The 20,230-nt window shown below is 73.4% G+C and carries 19 protein-coding genes; 6 read left to right on the forward strand and 13 right to left on the reverse strand.

Going from position 1 to position 20,230, the window contains the following annotated elements:
• Positions 1-36 precede the first annotated feature (36 nt).
• Positions 37-1,299 carry a cellulase-like family protein gene (locus CFP66_RS17825; RefSeq protein ID WP_094925437.1) on the reverse strand — a complete coding sequence of 421 codons (1,263 nt, stop codon included), beginning with the start codon at positions 1,297-1,299 and terminating at the stop codon, positions 37-39.
• Positions 1,296-4,619 (reverse strand): DUF5107 domain-containing protein, encoded by a 3,324-nt coding sequence (locus tag CFP66_RS17830; RefSeq protein ID WP_094925439.1) that lies wholly within the window; start codon positions 4,617-4,619, stop codon positions 1,296-1,298. Before CFP66_RS17830 ends, CFP66_RS17825 begins: the two co-directional genes overlap by 4 nt.
• A gap of 87 nt (positions 4,620-4,706) precedes the next feature.
• Between CFP66_RS17830 and CFP66_RS17835 the strand changes: the two genes are divergently transcribed.
• The gene (locus tag CFP66_RS17835) at positions 4,707-5,588 is read left to right on the forward strand and encodes an AraC family transcriptional regulator (RefSeq protein ID WP_094925441.1); all 882 of its coding nucleotides are present in this window, start codon (positions 4,707-4,709) and stop codon (positions 5,586-5,588) included.
• 319 nt (positions 5,589-5,907) lie between these two features.
• Here the strand turns inward: CFP66_RS17835 and CFP66_RS17840 are convergent, their stop codons facing one another.
• The 6 genes from CFP66_RS17840 to CFP66_RS17865 form a co-directional block, all read right to left on the reverse strand.
• Positions 5,908-6,504, reverse strand: coding sequence for a pyridoxamine 5'-phosphate oxidase family protein (locus CFP66_RS17840; protein ID WP_094925443.1), 597 nt, complete (start codon positions 6,502-6,504; stop codon positions 5,908-5,910).
• A gap of 19 nt (positions 6,505-6,523) precedes the next feature.
• Complete coding sequence (gene map / locus CFP66_RS17845) at positions 6,524-7,381, reverse strand: type I methionyl aminopeptidase (protein ID WP_094925445.1); 858 nt, start codon at positions 7,379-7,381, stop codon at positions 6,524-6,526.
• 99 nt (positions 7,382-7,480) lie between these two features.
• Positions 7,481-8,557 (reverse strand): YncE family protein, encoded by a 1,077-nt coding sequence (locus CFP66_RS17850; RefSeq protein ID WP_094925447.1) that lies wholly within the window; start codon positions 8,555-8,557, stop codon positions 7,481-7,483.
• Positions 8,558-8,793: 236 nt separating this feature from the next.
• Positions 8,794-9,174, reverse strand: a complete 381-nt coding sequence (locus tag CFP66_RS17855) for a DUF3054 domain-containing protein (RefSeq protein WP_094925449.1) — start codon at positions 9,172-9,174, stop codon at positions 8,794-8,796.
• A gap of 66 nt (positions 9,175-9,240) precedes the next feature.
• Positions 9,241-11,058 (reverse strand): penicillin-binding transpeptidase domain-containing protein, encoded by a 1,818-nt coding sequence (locus tag CFP66_RS17860; protein WP_233159509.1) that lies wholly within the window; start codon positions 11,056-11,058, stop codon positions 9,241-9,243.
• A 64-nt stretch (positions 11,059-11,122) separates the two neighbouring features.
• Positions 11,123-11,749 carry a class I SAM-dependent methyltransferase gene (locus CFP66_RS17865; RefSeq protein WP_094925620.1) on the reverse strand — a complete coding sequence of 209 codons (627 nt, stop codon included), beginning with the start codon at positions 11,747-11,749 and terminating at the stop codon, positions 11,123-11,125.
• Positions 11,750-11,922: 173 nt separating this feature from the next.
• Between CFP66_RS17865 and rfbC the strand changes: the two genes are divergently transcribed.
• A complete protein-coding gene (rfbC, locus tag CFP66_RS17870) occupies positions 11,923-12,471 on the forward strand; it encodes a dTDP-4-dehydrorhamnose 3,5-epimerase (RefSeq protein WP_094925451.1) in 549 nt (182 codons plus the stop codon).
• The gene (locus CFP66_RS17875; RefSeq protein WP_094925453.1) at positions 12,471-13,754 is read left to right on the forward strand and encodes an NAD(P)H-dependent oxidoreductase; all 1,284 of its coding nucleotides are present in this window, start codon (positions 12,471-12,473) and stop codon (positions 13,752-13,754) included. The genes rfbC and CFP66_RS17875 overlap by 1 nt, the downstream gene beginning before the upstream one ends.
• 55 nt (positions 13,755-13,809) lie before the next feature.
• Here CFP66_RS17875 and CFP66_RS17880 read toward each other — a convergent pair whose 3' ends face one another.
• Together CFP66_RS17880 and CFP66_RS17885 are read right to left on the reverse strand one after the other, a co-directional pair.
• Complete coding sequence (locus CFP66_RS17880; protein WP_094925455.1) at positions 13,810-14,244, reverse strand: DoxX family protein; 435 nt, start codon at positions 14,242-14,244, stop codon at positions 13,810-13,812.
• An 84-nt stretch (positions 14,245-14,328) separates the two neighbouring features.
• A complete protein-coding gene (locus CFP66_RS17885) occupies positions 14,329-15,108 on the reverse strand; it encodes a TetR/AcrR family transcriptional regulator (RefSeq protein WP_094925621.1) in 780 nt (259 codons plus the stop codon).
• Positions 15,109-15,178: 70 nt separating this feature from the next.
• Here CFP66_RS17885 and CFP66_RS17890 point away from each other — a divergent pair, with 70 nt between their 5' ends.
• Positions 15,179-16,165: an ATP-binding cassette domain-containing protein gene (locus tag CFP66_RS17890; RefSeq protein ID WP_198961512.1), complete on the forward strand. Its 987-nt coding sequence runs from the start codon at positions 15,179-15,181 to the stop codon at positions 16,163-16,165.
• On the forward strand, positions 16,162-16,980 hold the full coding sequence (locus tag CFP66_RS17895) for an ABC transporter permease (protein ID WP_094925457.1): 819 nt from the start codon (positions 16,162-16,164) through the stop codon (positions 16,978-16,980). Before CFP66_RS17890 ends, CFP66_RS17895 begins: the two co-directional genes overlap by 4 nt.
• On the opposite strand, the gene CFP66_RS17900 is transcribed toward CFP66_RS17895, so the two are convergent.
• Positions 16,959-17,993, reverse strand: a complete 1,035-nt coding sequence (locus tag CFP66_RS17900) for a helix-turn-helix domain-containing protein (protein WP_198961513.1) — start codon at positions 17,991-17,993, stop codon at positions 16,959-16,961. The two genes, CFP66_RS17895 and CFP66_RS17900, sit on opposite strands and share 22 nt — an antisense overlap.
• A gap of 96 nt (positions 17,994-18,089) precedes the next feature.
• On the opposite strand from CFP66_RS17900, the gene CFP66_RS17905 reads away from it, so the two are divergent.
• Complete coding sequence (locus CFP66_RS17905; RefSeq protein WP_198961514.1) at positions 18,090-18,512, forward strand: nuclear transport factor 2 family protein; 423 nt, start codon at positions 18,090-18,092, stop codon at positions 18,510-18,512.
• Positions 18,513-18,533: 21 nt separating this feature from the next.
• Here the strand turns inward: CFP66_RS17905 and CFP66_RS17910 are convergent, their stop codons facing one another.
• Both CFP66_RS17910 and CFP66_RS17915 read right to left on the reverse strand, forming a co-directional pair.
• On the reverse strand, positions 18,534-19,328 hold the full coding sequence (locus tag CFP66_RS17910) for an SAM-dependent methyltransferase (RefSeq protein WP_094925461.1): 795 nt from the start codon (positions 19,326-19,328) through the stop codon (positions 18,534-18,536).
• A 36-nt stretch (positions 19,329-19,364) separates the two neighbouring features.
• On the reverse strand, positions 19,365-20,198 hold the full coding sequence (locus tag CFP66_RS17915) for a GNAT family N-acetyltransferase (protein WP_094925463.1): 834 nt from the start codon (positions 20,196-20,198) through the stop codon (positions 19,365-19,367).
• Between the last annotated feature and the right edge of the window lie 32 nt (positions 20,199-20,230).

Below are 20,230 nucleotides of genomic sequence, written 5' to 3' on the forward strand. Positions count from 1 at the left end.
ACAACCTCCAGCGCGCCCTCGTTGGCGCGGTCGGGTTCATTGGGTGAAGCTCGTGTTGCACTCCTGCTGGAGAGCGAGGTCGGCCCACATCGGGTGCTGGGGGGCGGCGTTGGAGCAGACGACCGTGCCCCACGCGCCGACCTCACGGGCGTAGCGCACGGCGTCCCGGCAGATCTGCGCGCCGACCGGGCCCTCCTCGAAGTCGCCGCGCAGCGGGGTGTAGCCGACCCAGCCCTCGCCGAGGACCAGCGGGACGCCGTGCGCGGCCGCCCAGTCCGCGGCGACGTCGAGCCAGAGCCGCAGCTTCTCGTCCATCGCCACGCGGTGCTCGCCGTAGTGGTCGTAGAGCCAGCGGTCGAACGCGTCCGCGTCGGTCCAGTCGTGCACGTAGACCTCGGCGGGCTGGATGATCATGGCGTCGAGGCGCCAGCGGTGCTCGTCCGGCACGGTCCACTCGGCCACCGGCGGCGCGCCGGGGCGCAGCAGCTGCGCGTTCGCAGCCTCCTGCGGGAAGCCCTCGACCGGGCGGCGCAGCCCGAACTCCTCGATCAGCGCGCCGAGCACCCCGTAGACGTAGGGGTGCACGACGAGCACGTCGATGTTCTCCGGGATCCCCCGCATGCTCGCGTGCGGCACCCCGCCGTAGTTCACGGTGCAGGGCCGCTCCGGGTGGCGCGCCTTGAACGCGTCGACCGCCTTCTCCAGCGACGGACGCAGCTCCACCACGGCGTGCGCGCGCTCCATGCCCTCGGTGAGGTGCCCGACCTGCACCTCGTTGTGGATCTCGGTGAACGCGACGCGGTCGTCCAGGCCCTCGGCGATCAGCAGGTCCATGAGATCGGCAAGGGCGGCGGCCAACCGCTCGGGCCGCTCGGCCGGGGGCACCGCGCGCAGCGCGTCCCACCAGGCGGGCTCGGCGCCGAACGCCGAGCTCTGCTGGTACTCCCAGGAGGAGACGATCACGTAGCAGTCGTGCCGGCGCGCGGCGCGGAACAGCTCCAGCAGGTGCTCGCGCGCGTCGATCGTCGTGGGCGCGCCGACGTCGTACCAGCGCAGGCCCTGCCCGTACCCGCCGCCCAGGGCCCCGAGGCGCAGCTGCGACGTGTCGAGCCCGGAACCGAACAGCAGGAACGGCATCGCGCAGATCCGCACCGTGTTGTAGCCGCGCTCGACGGCCTGTGCGAACGCCGCGTCGAGGTCCTCGAACGGCTCCCCCGGCCCGGTGCGGACGTACCAGGAGAAGTCCCAGAGCGAGATCGTCAGGCGTTCGGGCAGGTGAGCGGGCAGGGTCGTCGTCATCTGGCTTCCTCCAGGGCTGCGTGCAGGGAGCCGGCCAGCTCCAGGGCGTCGATGTGGTGCGTGTCCTGTGCGAGCAGCGCGCCGAGCCGCTCGCGCGCTAGTTCGGGGGCGCCGTCGAGGACGTCGAGCTGCGCGCGCAGGAACGCCACCCGCCGGTCCCGGGCCACCGCCGGGTCCTCGGCGAACAGCAGCATCGAGGGCAGCGACGTGGCGAAGTAGTCCACGGTCGCGGGCGCGGCCTCCAAGGCATCGACGAAGGCCCGCAGGGACGCCGTGCGCTCACGGGCCTCGGCATCGCGTCCCAGCCGGCGCAGTGCGAGCACCGAGGAGCAGGTGGCCTCGGAGTGCGGGTCGGCGGACATCGCGCGGAAGTCCCCGTCCCGTACCGCCGCCTCCCACGCGGCGCGCGCCGCGTCCGCGTCACCCGCCGCCGCCAGCGCGTCGCCGCGCCGCAGCTGCAACGCCGCCGTGCTGGCCAACGGATGCCGGGCCTCGCCGAGGGAAGCGGGCGGATCGAGGGCCGCGTCGAGGAACGCGACGGCCGCGGCGCCGCTCGAACGCGCCGCCTGCAACCGGCACAGCCGGTCCCAGGCCGCCAGCACCTCGCCCTCCCCGCCCTCCCACGGCTGGAACGTCCGGCCGCGCAGCAGCGCGCGGGCATCGTCGAACCGGTCGGCGGTGAGCAGCAGGTGCGCGAGCTCGACCGTCGCGTCGTCCCGGGTCTCGACGACCTCCCGCACCGCGAGCAGCCGCTCGAGCCGCCGGGCGGGCGATACGCCGCGCCGGGCGTCGAGCTGGTCGCTCTCGAACACCAGCCGCGCATCCGTGCCGCCTGCCGCGGCGAGCGCGCGGTCGTAGGCGCCACGCGCCTGCTCGGCGTCGCCGAGGTGGTTCCAGGCGGCCAGGCCCAGGTTGCGCCACACGACCGGGTCGGACGGGTCCAGCGCCGCGCTCTCGCGCCAGACCGCGATCGCGTCGTCCGCGCGGCCCACCGCGTAGCGCCAGTGCCCGAGCAGGGCGAGGGCGCGCGCGTCGCCCGGGTCAGCCGCCGCGGCCCGCTCCAGCACGTCGACGTCGTCCAGGCGGGAGGGGAAGCACCAGGTCGCGGCCATCGTCCTCGCTCGGGTCCGCGCCGCGTCCGGCCGTTCCAGCAGGTCGGCGCGGTGGTACTCGATCAGTGGGGCGGCGGCGGTCTGGCCGAGCGCGCGGTCGGCTTCGCGCTCCTGCGCGACCTCCAGGACCCGCAGTGCCTCCTCCGGCTCGCCCACGCCCGCGTACTCCAGCGCGAGGTCCAGGCAGGTCTGCGCGTCGGTGGTGAGCGGAAGGCCGGCCAGGTCGCGGCTCCACCAGTCCAGCGGGTCGAGCGCGAGGGTCTCGCGGAGCAGCGCCGCCGCCTCCTGCTCCCGGCCGGCCCGGCGCAGCAGCAGCGCCGTCAGCGCGCGGGCCTGCAGGTGCTCGGGCTCGACCCGTCGCACGTCCACGAGCCGCTCCAGGGCCGCGGCGTCCCGGCCGGCTGCCGCGTCGAGGCGTGCCATCCGGTACCCGGCGGGCGCCCGCCAGGCCCGCGTCCAGGACGCGGTCGCGTAGCGCGCGTACGCCTGCGTAGCCCGACCCTGCCGCTCGAGCGCCAACCCCAGCAGGTAGAGCGCGGTGGTGTCGGCCGGGTTGGCGTTGAGCGCGGTGATCCGCTCGACCGCGGCGCCCAGCAGGGCTTCGGCCTCGGCGTACTCGCCCCGCCGGTAGGCCCGGGACGCCAGTCCGATTCCGCTGGCCACGTGCCCGGGGTCGCGGCGCAGCGCCTCGCGCCAGTACGGCTCGGGCGAGCGCGTCGCGTGCCGGTACTGCTCCAGGTGCGCGCCGATGACGGCGAGCTCCTCCACCGACGCGACGTCGGCGGGCGCCGCGGGCTCCGTCGCCGCCGCGACGTCCGCCCCGGAGTCGGGTACCTGCGAGCTCCAGCTCACGAGCTCGACGCCGGCGTGCAGCACCCGCAGCACCAGCTGATCGGGGATCTCCAGCGCGATCCGGGACCGGTGCGGCGCGCCCGGCGCGAGGTCGGCCTCCACCTCGGCCAGCACCGTGCCCGCCCCGTCCTCCAGCCGCACCCGGCACCCGGGCCACTCCGCCGTCACGGCGACGCCGACGTGCACGCCACCGGGCTCGACGTCCACGTGCACCGCCGCGTCAACGGTGGCGGCGTGCGCCGGTCCGATCTCCTGGATCGGGTACCAGACCTGGGAGAACACCTTCGTCTCGCCCGGGGCGAGGAAGGAGAAGTCGGGCTGGTTGTCGGTGAACACACCCGCCATCAGCTCGACGTACGCGGCGCCGGCGTCGCCCAGGTTGCGGTCCCACGCGTGCCCGAAGGCGGAGTTGCCCCAGGTCCACTGCTTCTTGCCGATGGCGATGTGCGGGTCGGCCACGTGCACGAACCCGGCCCCGGCGGCGTGGTCGTAGCCGCCGAAGAACCCCTCCCGGCTGCCCACGCACATGTAGGAGGTCGGGACGGGGATGTTGCGGTACCAGTCGAGGCGGTCACCGCCGGTGTCGCGGCGGGAGGGGTAGTCGATCCCGTAGTAGGGGCGGTCGGCCGCCGGGAACGCGGTGATCGCGCGCTTCGCGTGGTCGGCGACCACGCGCACGTCCCGCGGGAAGAACGACTGGTACTGCTCGTGCACCCGGGCGGCCACGTTCGCCCACCACAGGAACGTCTGCGTCTGCTCGCTGCGGTTGTACAGCCGTGCCCGCACCTCGACCACGGCGCGGTCCGGGTGCAGCCGGATCCCGTGCATCCCCTTCATCCGGGCGAACGGGTCGTGGTCGGAGCACCAGACCGTCACCGCGCCGTCGGGCTCGTGCTCGATCTCGACGTCGGTGGGCAGGAACGTGGCCGGCCGGTGGTGCTGCGGCCAGTTGAACTCCACACCGCCCGCGATCCACGGCCCGGCCAGCCCCACGAGGGCGGGCTTGATCACGCTGTTGCGGTAGAAGAAGTCGTAGCCGGCGCTGCGGTCGTACCCGACGTGGATGCGGCCGCCCAGCTCGGGCAGCACCATGACGCGCAGCCAGCGGTTCTCCAGGTGCACCGCGTCCCAGGTCACCGGCCGGCCGGTCGCGCTGATCCGGTCGTGGAACGGCAGTGGGTAGACCCGGCCCGAGGACCCCTGGTAGACGCGCCGGTCCAGGTAGGCGGGGTACCGGTCGGGCGCCTCGGGGAGGTAGGTCTCGAGCACCACCGGCTCCCGCCATCCCGCCACACCGGCACCGGCCAGGTCGGCCGGCCGGTCCGGGAGCTGCAGTCGGGACTCACCTTCGAGCACGCCGCGACGCTACGAGGACGCGGGCGGCGGCATGGGCGATTCGACCGAGATACCTGGACGATCCGATGATCCCGCTACGGTGGTCCGGTGCTCCTGACCGACGGCTTCCCCGGCCAGCGGTTGCGGGTGCTCCCCCGCCCGCTCGTCGCCTCCGCCCTGCGCAGGGCGCCCACCTCCGCGCTGCTCGTCACCGACGCCGGATACTTCCCGCGCGCCGCGAACCACGGCCGACATCGCACGGGAGGCGCGCCGGAGGCCATCGTGATCGTGTGCGTCGACGGGATCGGGCACTGCCAGGTCGAGGGCCGCAGCACCGTCGTCGCGCCCGGGCACGCGCTCGTGCTGCCACCCGACTGCGCCCACACCTACCGCGCCGACCCGCAGCGACCATGGACGATCTGGTGGCTGCACGCGGCCGGCACCCAGGTGCCGGAGCTCCTCGGCCTCGTCGCGCCCGACGGCCGGGAGGCGCTGGTCGAGCTGCACGACAGCTACCGGGCCGTCGCCGCGATCGACGACGCCATCGGCTTCCTCGAGCGCGACGAGACCTTCCCCAACCTGATCTCCGCGGCCGGTGCCGGCTGGGCGCTGCTGGCCCAGCTCGCGGCCGACGTCGTGGCGGGCGGTGCGCAGCGCAGCGAACCGGTCCGCCAGGCGCAGGCCTACCTGCGCCGCAACTTCGCGAAGCCGCTCAGCGTGGCCGAGCTCGCCCGCACGGCCGGACTCTCCCCCTCGCACTTCTCGGCGCTCTTCCGCGCCGCGACCGGGGGCGGGGTGGTCGAGTACACGAAGCGGCTGCGGATGGCCCGCGCCCGCGAGCTGCTCATCACCTCGTCACGCGACATCGGCGACATCGCGGCGGCAGTCGGCTATTCCGACGCCTTCTACTTCTCCCGGCAGTTCCGCACGGTGCACGGATGCAGCCCGAGCGACTACCGCACGGGGCACCGCGAGGGTCAGGGCGGGTAGCGCGCTCTTGTCGGGGTCGTGCAGCAGCCGGTCCGCGCCACGCACCTCCTGCCACGCGCCGTCGACGGGATGCCCTCGACCCGGCGCCCCACCACCGCTGCTCCCCGTGGCCCCGCCTCGCAGCCCGGGTTGCGGTGGGCGCGCCCACAGGAGATTCCATCACCACGTAGACGTGAGCAGGGTTGGATCTTCCCCACCACTCTTGGCGATCATGACGGCGAGCCCCCGCGCGAGAAGTGCGTAAGCGCGGTCGCGAGGGATCTCACGTACGGCTCACACCGCACGCCGCCGTGTGATCGACGCCCGGGAACGCAGGTGATCAGCGCACGGGCGGCGGCTGGGGCTGGGCCGTCCGGGTCATGAGTCCCGGCAACCCGTCGAGGCTCACCGCGTTGCGCTCGGCGTGGTAGCGCGCGATGCGCTCGTCGTCGCGACTGCCCCAGACCGCGTCCAGCGTCTCGCGCTCCGCCACGAGGTCCATCTGCGGCACCGAGTAGCCGCACGAGTCCGACACCCGGGTGACGTCCACGCGCACCACGCCCCGCAGGTAGGGCCGTCTGCTCTCGGCCGCCTCCCCGAACGGCGCGAGCTCGGCCTCGTAGTCCGGGTCGCCCACGAGCACGGGCCGACCGGTGCCGTGCAGGCGAACGATGGTGGGGCGGCCCTCGAACGCGCAGAACATCACGCAGATGCGGCCGTTCTCCCGCAGGTGCGCGACGGTCTCCACGCCACTGCCGGTCATGTCCAGGTAGGCGAAGGTGTGCGCGTCGACCACCCGGAACGTGCCCATCGTGCCCTTGGGCGAGAGGTTCACCAGCCCGTCCGCGGCCAGCGGGGCGGTGGCCACGAACAGCACGGGCTGCTTCTCGATCCACGCCGCCATCGCCGCGTCGATCCCGTCGTAGACCTTGCCCATGAGGCGAACGGTAGGCCGGTCAGGGCAGAGTGAGGATCTCCACCCCGTCGGCCGTGACGAGGACCGTGTGCTCGAACTGCGCGGTGCGCGCGCGGTCCTTCGTGACGACGGTCCAGCCGTCGTCCCAGATGTCGTAGTCGATCGTGCCCAGCGTGATCATGGGCTCGATGGTGAAGGTCATCCCCGGCTCGAGGACGGTGTGCACGCTCGGCTCGTCGTAGTGCAGCACCACCAGGCCGCTGTGGAACGCGCGGCCGATGCCGTGGCCGGTGAAGTCGCGCACCACGCCGTAGCCGAACCGCTTGGCGTAGGACTCGATCACGCGGCCGACGACGTTCAGCTCCCGCCCCGGACGCACCGCCTTGATCGCCCGCACCGTGGCCTCGCGCGTGCGCTCGACCAGCAGCCGGTCCTCCTCCGAGACGTCACCGGCGAGGAACGTGGCGTTGGTGTCACCGTGGACACCACCGATGTAGGCGGTGACGTCGATGTTGACGATGTCGCCGTCCTGGATCACGGTGGTGTCCGGGATGCCGTGGCAGATCACCTCGTTGAGGCTCGTGCAGCACGACTTCGGGAAGCCCTTGTAGCCCAGCGTGGACGGGTAGGCGTCGTGGTCGACGAGGAACTCGTGCACCACGCGGTCGACCTCATCGGTGGTGGCACCGGGAACGACCGCCGCCCCGCCGGCCTCGAGCGCCTGCGCCGCGATCTTGCTGGCCACCCGCATGCCCTCGATGACCTCGGGCGTCTGCACCCACGGATCGCCGCTGCGCTCGGGCCGGGACTTGCCGACGTACTCCGGGCGCGTGATGTGCGCGGGCACGGGCCGGGTCGGCGAGACGGTGCCGGGGGTGAGCAGCGTGCGGACGGGCATGGCTTCCAGTCTAGGCCGGTTCGGATCCTCACCACGCGTGGTTGCCCGCACACCGGCGCCCTTCCCCCCGTCACCGCTCCCGACGAGAAACCCGGAGGCTCAGCGGGGAAGCGGAAGGACGGTGACGACGCCGGCCTCCCCTTCAGGACCGTCGCCCGACACGTACATCGTGTCCGGGCTCGTCACGATCCGACGCGAGCCGTTCTCGAGCTCGATCGTCCGGATCACCTGGTTGCTGGTGCTGTCGATCACCGACACCGACGGCTGGGTCAGCCCGTCGGCGACGTACACCCGATCGCCCCTGGCCGTTGCCTTGCCCGGGTCGTCGGCGACCGGGATGGTCGCGACCACCGTGGCCGATCCCGGGTCGATGACCGAGACGTCGTCGGAGAAGCCGTTCGGCACGAACAGCTCCCCGCCGGAACCGATCACCACGTCCTTCGGGTCGCGACCGACTTCGACCGTGTCGAGCACCGTGCCGGCGGCCGGGTCGACCACCGAGACCTCGTCGCTGTTGATGTCGGCTGTGTAGATCCGGTCGCCGTCCGGGCTCATGGCGAGGTCGACCGGGCCGGCGCCGCTCTTGAGCGGGATCGGCGGGAGTGCCTCGATGCTGTCCGCGTCGAGGACCCAGATCTGATCGGTGCCGGTGTTGGCCAGGTAGATGCGGCTCCCGTCGGGGGCGACGACGATGCCGTTCGGGAGGGCCCGCTCGATCGGGTCGGAACCGATCGGCACCGCTTCGATCATGCTGTTGTCGCTGGTGTCGAGCACGGCCAGCTGGTTGGAGTTGGGCAGGGTCACGTAGGCGCGGTCCCCGCGCGGGCTCAGCGCGATGCCGTTCGGGGCGGTCCGCGTGTTCGGGTCGGTCCGCGTGTTGATCGTGGCGATCACGGCGTTCTGGTCGGTGTCGACGACCGACACCGTGTCGTCGGCGTAGTTGGCGACGTACAACCGGGGGGCCGAGGGATGCAGGGCCATGCCGGCCGGGTTCGCGCCAACCGGAATGGTGATCTCTTCGGCCGGGGCGGTCACCTCGCCGGCCAGCGCCACCGGGGCTTCGCCCACCGGCACCCCAGCGGACGGGGGCCCGCCCAGCAGCCCCACTCCCAGCGCCGCTACCAGCGCCAGCGTCCATTTCACCGGGCGTTCGCCCGTCCGTCGTCCCCCGCGCATGGTGATCGATCCCCCCGTTGGCCGTGTGTCGGCCGCGTGTGCCAGTTGCGTGCAAATGGCTCATCGCTGACGTACCGCCTGCGGTTACTCCCGGCCCCACAGCGGCCGCCTCGTCGCGGCCCGCCGGCGGCATCGCTACGAGGAGTGTGTCGCGGGGCCGACAGCCGGTTGAGCCACACGTGGTGCTCGCCGCGCACTCGCCGCGGTCGCGGTGCGAGCGCCGGACCCGGGGCGTGTCAGCGCAGGGCGCGTTGGCGGGCGCGGAGCGCCACCAGGGCGGAGAGGCCGCGCCACCCGAGCATCAACACGGCGAGGGAGACGGCCGTGACCACCGCGAAGCTCAGCGGGAGGCGTTCGGTGAAGGCCGCGCGCAGCGCCAGGCCGAGCACGACGGTGCCTGCCCAGACCACCAGCGCACCTCGGATGCCGACGGGGTTGGCCCGCACGATCGGCGTGGCCCACACCGCCACCAGCCCGACGAGGAACGGCGCGGCCGTGGCGAGCAGGCCCAGCAGGTCGTCGGGCTGCGCGTGATTCATCCGCCCGACGGCGGCGAAGACGACGACGGCCACCACGTCTGCCGTGATCGCGAGCGCGGGGATCCGCCGAGGCGACATGGGCTCCAGGGTAAGCGCCAGGGCAAGCCCTCCCCCAGGGAGCAGGCCGGATTCCTCCGTTCGCGGTCAGCCGAACGCACCGAGGAAGCGCTCGGCGACGCCCACGGCGGGCGCCGACGACGCCCCGTCCACCACCAGCACCGCGAACGCGACGTCGCCCCGGTAGCCCATGAACCAGCCGTGGGCACTGCCGTCGTTGGTGAACTCCGCCGTGCCCGTCTTCCCGTACACCTCGCCGAGCCCGGCAAGGGCCGATGCCGTGCCCTCCGTGACCACGGCACGCATCATCGGCCGGAGCTGTTCCAGGACGGCCGCGTCCGGCGCGGGGGCCGGGACCCGGACCTCGGTGGGACGGTCGCGGATCAGCTGCGGCACGACCGGCGCGCCGCGCGCGACGGTGGCGGCCGCGAGCGCGACGCCGAACGGGCTCGCCAGCACCTCCCCCTGGCCGAAGCCGTTCTCGGCGCGCAGGACCTGCTCGGTGGCCGTGGGCACGGCGCCGGTGATGGTGGTGATGCCCGGGATCGCGTAGTCGGCGCCGATCCCGAACCGCAGGGCGGTCGCGGGCAGGGCGCCGGGCTCGAGGTCGACGGCGAGCTGCGCGAACGTGGTGTTGCAGGAGCGGGCGAACGCGGTGCGCAGCGGGACGGTGCCCAGCCCGAACCCACCGGCGTTGGGCACCTCGCGCCCGCCGATGACGGTGGCGGGCGGGCAGGGCAGCGGCGTGCCGATGGTGACGTCGTCCTCGGTCATCGCCGCGGCGGCGGTGACCACCTTGAACGTGGAGCCGGGCGGGTAGCGGCCGGTGAGCGCGAGCGGCCCGGAGGCGTCGGCGGCGGGGTTCTGGGCCACCGCGAGCAGCTCGCCGGTGGACGCCGACACCGCCACCAGCATCGCCTGCTGCGCCACCGGTTCCACGGCGTCCTCGGCCGCGGCCTGGATGCTGCGGTCCATGCCGATCGTCACCGTGGTGCCCGAGCGCGGCTCCTGCTCGACCAGGGTGCGCACGGTGCTGCCGCTGCCGTCGACGACGAGTATCGACCACCCCGGGACCCCCTCGAGCTGCGCCGCCACCTCCGCACGGACGCCGGTGAGCACCTGCCGTCCGAAGTCGGCGTCGGGGGCGAGCAGCCGCTCGGAGGTGGTGAACCGGACGCCGGGCAGGTGGTGGATGGCGTCCTTGACGCTCGCGTAGTCGGTCTCGCGCAGCACCGCCACGGTGTACGCCCGACCGTCGGGTGTGCGCGCGGCACCCTCGGCGATGGACGCCTGGGTGATCTGCGCGTCGAACGGGGACAGCGCCTGCGCGAGCGCACCGGTGACGGCCGGCAGGTCGCCCGCCGCGAGCCGGTCCAGCAGCACGGCCACGACGGTGGTGGCCGAAAGCAGCGGTGCGCCGTCCCGCCCGACGACGGGGGCGGGCGAGGGCGTCACGGTGCGCAGCGCGAGCTGCTGCCCGGCGGCCAGCTCCGGGTGCACGACGGTGGGCGCCCAGTGGACCTGCCAGCCCTGCTCGGTGTCGGGCGCCGGGCGCAGCTCCATCTCGGTGAGGTAGCGCCAGGTGCGCTCGGGCCCGAGGTGCCACGTGACGTCGATCGATGCCGAGGCGACGTCGGCGGCCGTGCGCACCTGGCCGAGCGTGGCGACGACCTTCTCCGGAGCGAGTTCCTCGCGGGTGGCGCCGAGCAGCTCGCCCGCGCTCTCCGCGTCGTCGGTGAGCGCCGCCGCGCCCCGGTCGTCCCCCGCCGACCAGGCGGCCAGGAATGCCGTAGCGGTGTCCTGGGCGCTGGTGTCCTGGAAGAGCCCGCAACCGGTGGTGGCGAGCAGCACGGCGGTGACGACGGCGATCGCGGTGAACGGCCGAGGAGATCGGGAGGGCGGCACGGCGCCGAAGTATGCCGAGCACCCCCGACGAAGCCGGGCTTCGCCCGATCGTGCGCGTGTGCGATCACGGGGCGCAGCGGGCCTCGAACACGGTGCACCGGCGGGTGAGGGTGCGGCGCACCTCGGGGTGGCGAGCGCGCAGGGCGCCGTCGATGCGCTGCAGCCGCTCCTCGGGCAGCACGAGCCCGCGCGCCGTCCGGGCCGGCCGCTCCCCGCCGTGCCAGCTCAGCACGAGCCGGCCGCCCGGACGCAGCACGCGGCCCAGCTCGGCCACGCCGGCGTCGAGGTCGGGCCAGATGGCGACGTTGTTGACCGCCACGACGAGGTCGACGGCGGCGTCGGGCAGGTGGGTGGCACCGGCGTCGCCCGCCCGCACGTCGAGGCGGCCCGCGGCGATCGCGCCGGCGTGCGCGCGGATCGCGAGACGGCGCATCTCCTGCGAGGGGTCGACGCCCGTCACGTGCCGGGCCGTCCGGGCGAGCAGCCCCAGCAGGACGCCGGGGCCGTGGCCCACCTCGAGCACGTCCACACCGGGCAGCGGCCCGAGCAACCGGGCCACCTCGTGCTGCTGCGCCCGGTTGAGCAGGCGCATGAGCTGCCCGCCGACCGTGCCGAGCGCGCCTGCCGGGAGCGCGGCGAAGGAGTTGGGGACGGTGCCCGTCGTCCAGGCGGGCGGTGTCGATGCGGCCATGCCGACCACGGTGGATGCTCGGGCACCGTTGTCAACCGGTGAGGCGCCCGCCTGGTGAACCGGGCGCCACGGGTAACGCGAGGGACCGGGGTGACGGATGAAGAGGCATCCCGCGCCCGGTCTAGGCTCCGGGCGGACCTCAAGGACGACGTGAAGAGGACGAGCCTCCCGACATGCAGATCCACACCACCCCGCTCCCCGGCTCGGCCCTGGTCGACCTGAAGCTCCTGGAGGACGACCGCGGCTTCTTCGCGCGGGCCTTCTGCCGGCAGGAGTTCATCGACGCGGGCCTCGAGCCGCTGGTCGAGCAGGCCAACATCTCGTTCAACCACAAGGCCGGCACGCTGCGCGGATTCCACTACCAGCTGGAGCCGAACGCGGAGACCAAGTTCATCCGCTGCTACCGGGGCGCGATCTGGGACGTGATCGTCGACCTGCGCCCGGAGTCGCCGACCCACCTGAAGTGGTTCGGCGCCGAGCTCACCGAGGACAACCGCACGGCGATGTACGTGCCACGCAACTTCGCGCACGCCTACATCACGCTCACCGACAAGGCCGAGGTCATGTACCAGGTGAGCACGGCCTACACGCCGGGTGCGGAGCGTGGCCTGCGGTGGGACGACCCCGCCCTCGGCGTCGAGTGGCCGATCCAGCCGGCGGTCGTCTCGGAGAAGGACGCGGCGTGGCCGCTGCTCTCCGAGGTCTCGGTGGAGGCCCGCTGATGATCATCCTGGACAACGCCCTCAAGCGTCGCGAGGCCGAGGACCGCCCCATCCGCGTCGGCATGATCGGCGCCGGCTTCATGGGCCGCGGGCTGGCCAACCAGATCGTCAACTCGGTGCCGGGCATGCGCCTGGTCGCCGTCGCCAACCGCACGTTGGCCAACGCCGAGCGCGCCTACGCCGAGGCCGGCGTGGAGCCGGTGCGGGTGGAGGGTGCCACCCAGCTCGACGCGGCCATCGAGAAGGGCACCCCCGCCGTTCTCGAGGACGCGTTCGAGCTGATCAAGGCCGTGCACCTGGACTGCATCGTCGACGTCACCGGCGCGGTGGAGTTCGGCGCGCGCGTCACGGTGGCCGCCATCGAGCGCGGCCTGCCCGTGGTCACGATGAACGCCGAGCTGGACGGCACCGTCGGCCCGCTGCTCGCGCACCGGGCCCGCGAGGCGGGCGTCGTGCTCACCGGCGCCGACGGCGACCAGCCCGGCGTGCAGGGCAACCTGCTGCGCTTCGTGCAGGGCCTGGGCGTCACCCCGCTCGTCGCGGGCAACATCAAGGGCCTTCAGGACGAGTACCGCACGCCCACCACGCAGAAGGCGTTCGCCGAGCGCTGGGGCCAGGACCCGTACATGGTCACGAGCTTCGCCGACGGCACCAAGATCTCCTTCGAGCAGGCGATCGTGGCCAACGCGTTCGGGCTCACCGTGCCCAAGCGCGGCATGAACGGCTGGGACCACGAGGGCCACGTCGACGAGCTCACCGACAGGTTCGACGTCGACGAGCTGCGCGAGCTCGGCGGCATCGTCGACTACGTGGTGAAGGCCAAGCCCGGCCCCGGCGTGTACGTGCTCGGCACCCACGACGACCCGAAGCAGCGCCACTACCTGGAGCTCTACAAGCTGGGCAAGGGCCCGCTGTACAGCTTCTACACGCCCTACCACCTGTGCCACTTCGAGGTGCCCAACTCGGTGGTGCGGGCCGTCGACTTCGCCGACGCGGCGCTCGCACCGCCCGCGGGTCCGCACGTGGACGTGGTGGCCACGGCGAAGCAGGACCTCGCGGCCGGGCAGGCCATCGACGGGCTGGGCGGCTACGACACCTACGGCGTGGCCGAGGCCACCGCGGCCACCCGCGCCGAGGGCCTGCTGCCGATGGGCGTGGCCGAGGGCTGCGTGCTCACGCGCAACGTCGCGAAGGACGAGGTGCTGACCTACGCCGACGTCACCCTGCCGCCCGGGCGGCTGGTCGACCAGCTGCGCGAGGAGCAGAACAAGCTCTTCGCCTGACGCCCGTGAGAACGGGAGGGCCGGTCCGCACCGCGCGGACCGGCCCTCCGTCGTCTCAGACCGTGGCCGCGGTGCGCCGGGTCGCGAGGACGTGGTCGACGCTGAAGCGGCCGGCGCCGACGGCGGCCAGCACCAGTGCCGTCGCGCCGATCACGCCGACGAGCTCCCACCCGCCGTCGGAGGCGAAGACGCCGTTGGTGATGTGGACGAGCAGCGCGGCGCCGAGCATGTCGACCACGACGAGGATGCCCACCAGCGCCGTTGCCGCACCGGCCAGGACCAGGACACCGCCGACGAGCTCGACCAGACCGGCGAACGCCGCCGAGACCGGCGCGAGCGGGACACCCATACCGGCGAAGCCTTCGGCGGTGGCCCCGAGCCCGTTCGTGAACACCTTCTGCCAGCCGTGCGCGATGAGCACCACGCCGAGCACGAGCCGGGCCACGAGCAGCGCGGCGTCCCGGGCGGACGGCGGCAGCGTGCGGATCATGGGGAATGACTCCTCGTGTAGGTGAGCGTTGAACTGTTGCGCGTTCACATTACGAGGAGCGCTGTGACGATGATGTGTGGCGTCTCAGCTCCGCCCAGCGGCCTGCCTGGCCTCGATGAGCGCTTCGAGGCCGTCGAGCACCCGGGCGAGCCCGAACTCGAAGTTGTCGAAGCTCGAGTTGAACGCGCCCGCTTCACCCACCTTCGTCAGCATCGGCAGCTCCCCCGCCACGACGGCCGGGCCGACGTACTCACCCTGGATGTCCCACCACTCCTCGTCGCTGATGCCCGTGCGGTCGGCCGCCTGCATCGCCTCGATCGCGGTCTTGGCCAGCCCGGAGACGAACGCACTGAGCGTGACGACGGCGCCGAGCATCTCGTCCTCGGTGAGTCCGAGGTCGTCGACGGCGCGCAGGGCGATGTCGGTGGAGCGCATCGAGTTCGGCCCCAGCATCGGGCGCCCGTGCGCGATCTGCAGCATCCACGGGTGCCGCAGGTACAGGGCCCACTCCTGGCGCCCGAATGCCTCCAGCCGTGCCCGCCAGCCCCCCCCGAGGGTCTCGGCGGTGGCGATGTCCTCGGCGTAGACCTCGTCGACCATGAGGTCCACGAGCTCGGCCTTGCCGGGCACGTAGCGGTACAGCGACATCGCCCCGACGCCGAGCGCCCCGGCGATGCGCCGCATGGACAACGCGACCAGGCCCTCGGTGTCGGCGAGTTCGATCGCCGCCCGCACGATCGAGCCGACCGCGAGGCCGGGCTTCGGGCCGCGGGTCGGCTCGGGCGCCCCGCCCCACATCAACTGCAGGCTGCGTCGGACGGCCGCGCCGCCGTCGGGGCGAGCCGACCCCTCATCGTGTGACATTGCCGCAGATCCTAAAATTGAGTACGCTGTACGAAGCAATCTGTACAGTGTACCCAGTGAGAGGGGTGTCGTGGCACGCGGGTCCGATGCAGTGATCGCCGAGGGCCTCGGCAAGCGGTTCGGCGACAAACGGGCACTGGAGGGGTTCGACCTGGCGGTTCCGCCGGGCACGGTGTGCGGGCTGCTCGGCCCCAACGGCGCGGGGAAGACCACGGCCGTGCGGGTGCTCACCACGCTCCTGCGTCCCGATGCGGGGCGCGCGGAGGTGGCGGGGTTCGACGTGGCGCGCCGGCCCGACCAGGTGCGGCGCGCCATCGGCTTCACCGGGCAGCAGCCCATGGTCGACGAGATCCTCACCGGTCGCGAGAACCTCGTCCACTGGGGCCGGCTGTTCCACCTGCCTCCCCGGGATGCGGCGCGACGGGCCGACGAGCTGCTCGAGCAGTTCGGGCTCAACGAGGCGGCCCACCGGCGGGCCAAGCACTACTCGGGGGGCATGCGGCGCCGGCTCGACATCGCCAGCAGCCTGGTGCTCGCTCCGCGCGTCTACTTCCTCGACGAGCCCACCACCGGCCTCGACCCGCGCAACCGCGGCGAGGTCTGGAACGCGCTGCGCGGGCTCGTGGCCGGCGGCACCACGGTGCTGATGACCACGCAGTACCTGGACGAGGCCGACCAGCTCGCCGACCGCATCGTCGTGATCGACAATGGGCACACCGTCGCGGAGGGCACGCCCACCCGGCTGAAGAACGCGATCGGAGGCGACCGCATCGACGTCACGATGCGCTCCGAGGCCGACCTCCCCGCGGCCGCCGCGCTGCTGGCCAGGGGCGCGGGCAGCGAGCCCGAGATCGACGCGCCGGTCCGCCGCGTCAGCGCCGCCGTGCACGACCGCGTCGCCGCGCTCACCGCGGTCGTGCGGGCGCTGGCGGACGCGGGCCTCGAGGTCGAGGACATCGGGGTGCGCCGGCCCACCCTCGACGAGGTGTTCCTGCACCTGACGGGGCACCCGGCGGAGGAACCCGCGCCCGCCGACCAGATCGAGGTGCCCGTATGAGCACCCTGGCCGCCCCCGCGAGCGATGCCCTGCGCTGGACGCTGATCGACTCCTGGACGATCGCACGCGCCGAGCTGCTGCACTGGGTGCGCAACCCCAGCCTGATCGCGTCCAGCGTGGCGTTCCCGGTGATGTTCGTGCTGCTGTTCGGGTTCGTCTTCGGCAGCGCCATCGCGGTGCCCGGCGGCGGCGACTACCGCGAGTTCCTCATGCCGGGCATGTTCGCGCAGGCGATGGTCAACGGCGCGGCGGCCACCGTGGCGGTGGTCGCGGCGAACCGGGCGCTCGGCGTCACCGACCGCTACCGCTCGATGCCGGTGGCCCGCAGTGCTCCGCTGATCGGACGCAGCCTCGCCGACATGGTCGGCTCGGTGCTCGACCTGGTCGTCCTGGTCGCGTGCGGGCTGCTGGTGGGCTGGACCACGCGCACCGGTCTCCTGCCCACGCTGGCGGCCGTCGGGCTGCTGCTCCTCCTGCGGTTCGCGATGATCTGGGTCGGGATCTTCCTGGGACTCCTCGTCAGCCAGGAGGCCGCCGGGCTGGCGTGGGCGCCGCTGTTCCCCCTCACGATGATCGCCAACACCTTCGTCTCGCCGGACCAGATGCCGCCCGTGCTGGGAACCCTCGCCGACTGGAACCCGATCTCGGCCACGGTGACCGCCACCCGGCAGCTGTTCGGCAACCCCGGCGTGGAGCTCACCGCCGCCACGTGGCCCGCGCAGCACGCGATGCTCCTGGCCGTGCTGTGGCCGGTGGTCATCGTCGCGGTGTTCCTGCCGCTGGCGGTGCGCCGCTACCGGCGCACGTCCCGCTGACCTTCGTCGGCGGAACGCACGGCGCGACAGCGCACCGCCTCCGCGACCGCGCGGTCCAGGCCGTCCGCCCCGAGGTCGTCCGGTTCCGGGAACGTCCTGCTCAGTCCCAGCGGCAGCAGGCCGGGAACGGGTGCGCCGTACCGCTCGGCGATGTGGCCGACCGCGCCCTGCACGTCTGCCGGATCGACCCGACGAGCGACGACAGCGCGCACGTACTCCTCGAACCCGTCGGCCCGGCCCTCGACGAGCCCGCGCACGGATCCGACGAGGTGGATCAGGCCCTCCAGCCGGGGAAGGTGCACGACCAGGAGCGCGTGCCCGCGGCCGCCGCCGCAGATCTCGATCACGCCGGGGTCCCCGTCGTGCCGCACGGTCCGGCGGTACCCGCCGGCGGTGCCCGAGGAGACGCCCGGGATCGCGGTTGCGGCCAGGTGCTGCAGCCGCCGGTCGAGGTCGACGGCCGGGGAGAGGGGCAGTCGGAGCGCCAGCCCGCCGTCGGCCACCAGCCGGTCGGCGCGCCGTCGGCGCCCGCGCAGCTCGCGCGGTGGCGCGTGGAACGTCCCGGCCATCTCCCGGTTGAACTGCCGCACGCTGCCGAACCCCGCGGCGAAGGCCACATCCGTGATCGACAGGTCGGTGTCGTCGAGCAGCCTGCGCGCGAAGTGCGCGCGCCGCGATCGGGCCAGCTGGTCGGGTGTGGCGCCGACCTGGTCGCGGAAGACCCGGCGCAGGTGCCGGGCGGACATGCCCAGGCGCGCGGCGAGTGCCGCCTCCCCGCCTTCGTCGAGCCCGCCGCTCGCGATCAGGTCGACGGCGCGGCAGACGAGCGGGGAGGCCGCCCCCGGTGCCTGCTGCTCCCCGCGGTAGGGCCGGCAGCGGTGGCAGGCGCGGAAGCCCGCGACCTCGGCGCCCGCCGCGGTGGGGAACGCGCGCACGTTCTCGGGCCGCGGCCGCGCCGCACAGGACGGCACGCAGTAGATGCCGGTCGTGACGACCGCGCCGACCCCGTCCACCGGCCCAGTGTGCCGCGGCCCCGGAGCGTCGACGAGACACATCCGGACGTCCGGATCCGGCGTGATCCCGGCCTCCCGACCTGTCACGGTCGGCGCGTGAACCAGGAATCGAGCGGGAGCAAGGCTGCGGTGCTGAGGGCGTGGGAGGCGTTCGGGAGCCGGCGGGCCGAGCGCGTGGCGGCGGTCCTCACGCCCGATGCCGAATGGCTCGCGCCGCCGGGGAACGCCACGGCCCGCGCGATCGGCGGGGAGCACCACCTCGTCGGCCGGGACCGGATCGTCCGCTTCCTGACCGAGGAGTTCCCCGCCGTGTTCGTGTCCGACGTGACGGTCGAGTTCCGAACGGTCGTGGCCGACGGTGACATCGTGGTCGTCGAGGAGCGGATGCGGGCCACGCTCGCGTCCGGGCGGCCCTACGACAACGACTACTGCTTCGTCTTCGAGGTGCGCGACGGCCTGGTCCACCGCGTACGCGAATACATGGACACGCAGCGCGGTGCGGTGATGTTCGGCCGGTGACGGGATGCCCCGGCCACCACCTCAGGACTTGCGGCCCACTGCACCGAACAGGTCCACCGCGACGGGCGTGCCGATCCCACCCTCCTCCGGTCGCCACAGCCCACACGGGCCGAAGCCGGGCTCGAGCAGCTCGAGTCCGTCGAAGAGCTGCGCCAGCTGATCCCGGGTGCGCAGCACGTAGGGCAGCGAGCCCGCCTGGTTCCACATGCTGACGGCCGCGTCGAACCGCCCGCCGTCGGTCGTGCTGTCGGCGAGCACCAGATGACTGCCCGGTGCCAGGGCCGCCACGAGCTCGGCCACTATGCGCCGCGCGTCGGCGTGGTCCGGGATGTGCCCGAGGATGTTGGTGAGCACCAGCGCCACCGGCTGCTCGAACGCGAGCGTCCGCCCGGCGGCCTCGAGCAGCGCGCCGGTGTTGTACAGGTCGCCGTCGACGTATGCGGTGGTGCCGTCGGCCGCGCCGTGCAGCAGCGCTCGGGCGTGCGCGAGCACCACGGGGTCGTTGTCGACGTAGACGACGCGGGCGCCGGGCGCCACCTGCTGGGCCACGTCGTGGGTGTTCACGGCGGCGGGCAGGCCGGTGCCGATGTCGAGGAACTGCCGCACACCGGCCGTCGCCAGGTGCCGCACCGTCCGGACGAGGAACGCCCGCGAGGAACGCGCGACGTCGTCGATCGGCGGGTAGAGCAGGCGGAAGAGGTCACCGACCTGCCGGTCGACCACGTAGTGGTCCTTGCCGCCGAGGAAGTAGTTCCACAGCCGGGGCGAGTGGGCGGTCGGGGTGTCGATCGCGGGGATCTCCGGGCGCACACGCACTCACTGACCTTAACGGGTGCCGCCCGAACGGGTGTCTCAAAACAAGACAGTGGCGAAGCTGCCGATCTGGCGGAAACCGATCCGCGTGTAGGCGGCGCGCGCCACCGTGTTGAAGCCGTTGACGTACAGGCTCGACACCCGGCCCATGGCCGCGAGCCGCTCGGCGACCGCGGCGGTGCCGACCGTGCCGAGCCCGTGCCCGCGCCGCTCCGGGTGCACCCACACCCCCTGGATCTGCCCGACCTGCCCGGACAGGGCGCCGATCTCGGCCTTGAAGACCACTTCGTCGTTCTCGAACCTGGCGAACGCGCGGCCCGCGGCCACCAGCTCGGCCACCCGGGCGCGGTATCCGACCCCACCGTCGCCCAGCCGGGGGTCGACCCCGACCTCCTCGGTGAACATCGCGATGGCGGCGGGCAGGTAGCGATCCAGCTCGGCCGGACGCACCGGCCGGACGTAGGGGTCCGGGTCGACCGCGGGCGGACCGGCGAGCACCATCAACGGCTGGTCGGCGCGTACCTCGCGGGCAGGCGCCCAGTGCGACTCCAGGTCCTCCCACAGCGGCAGCACGAGCTCCGCACGCCCGACGAGCGAGGAGCAGGTGCGCCCGTGGCGGCGCGCGCGGTCGGCGAAGCTGCGCAGTGCGGCGCGGTCGCCGCGCAACGGGACGAGGTTGGCGCCGGAGAAGCAGAGCGCGTCGAGCCGGGGGCCGACGGTCCACAGCTCACCGCCCAGCCGCCACGGATCCAGACCCGCAACCTCGACACGAGCCGCGACCATGCAGGCGGCCACCGGATCTTCTTCCAGGGCCGCACGCACCCCTGCGCGGTCCCGGTCGTCGAGGAGCCGCGCTCCGGCGAGACGAAGCACCCCCCAACGATGCCAGACACTCGTGGCGGCGC

The sequence above is a fragment of the Pseudonocardia sp. MH-G8 genome, assembly GCF_002262885.1.
Classification (GTDB): domain Bacteria; phylum Actinomycetota; class Actinomycetes; order Mycobacteriales; family Pseudonocardiaceae; genus Pseudonocardia.

Bases quoted from the DNA above. Each gene is read 5' to 3' on its own strand.
- CFP66_RS17875 (WP_094925453.1), top strand. From the start codon at position 12,471: ATGATCATCCTGGACAACGCCCTCAAGCGTCGCGAGGCCGAGGACCGC.
- rfbC (WP_094925451.1), top strand. From the start codon at position 11,923: ATGCAGATCCACACCACCCCGCTCCCCGGCTCGGCCCTGGTCGACCTG.
- CFP66_RS17865 (WP_094925620.1), bottom strand. From the start codon at position 11,749: ATGGCCGCATCGACACCGCCCGCCTGGACGACGGGCACCGTCCCCAAC.
- CFP66_RS17850 (WP_094925447.1), bottom strand. From the start codon at position 8,557: ATGCGCGGGGGACGACGGACGGGCGAACGCCCGGTGAAATGGACGCTG.
- CFP66_RS17840 (WP_094925443.1), bottom strand. From the start codon at position 6,504: ATGGGCAAGGTCTACGACGGGATCGACGCGGCGATGGCGGCGTGGATC.
- CFP66_RS17885 (WP_094925621.1), bottom strand. From the start codon at position 15,108: ATGTCACACGATGAGGGGTCGGCTCGCCCCGACGGCGGCGCGGCCGTC.
- CFP66_RS17825 (WP_094925437.1), bottom strand. From the start codon at position 1,299: ATGACGACGACCCTGCCCGCTCACCTGCCCGAACGCCTGACGATCTCG.
- map (WP_094925445.1), bottom strand. From the start codon at position 7,381: ATGCCCGTCCGCACGCTGCTCACCCCCGGCACCGTCTCGCCGACCCGG.
- CFP66_RS17855 (WP_094925449.1), bottom strand. From the start codon at position 9,174: ATGTCGCCTCGGCGGATCCCCGCGCTCGCGATCACGGCAGACGTGGTG.
- CFP66_RS17895 (WP_094925457.1), top strand. From the start codon at position 16,162: ATGAGCACCCTGGCCGCCCCCGCGAGCGATGCCCTGCGCTGGACGCTG.
- CFP66_RS17880 (WP_094925455.1), bottom strand. From the start codon at position 14,244: ATGATCCGCACGCTGCCGCCGTCCGCCCGGGACGCCGCGCTGCTCGTG.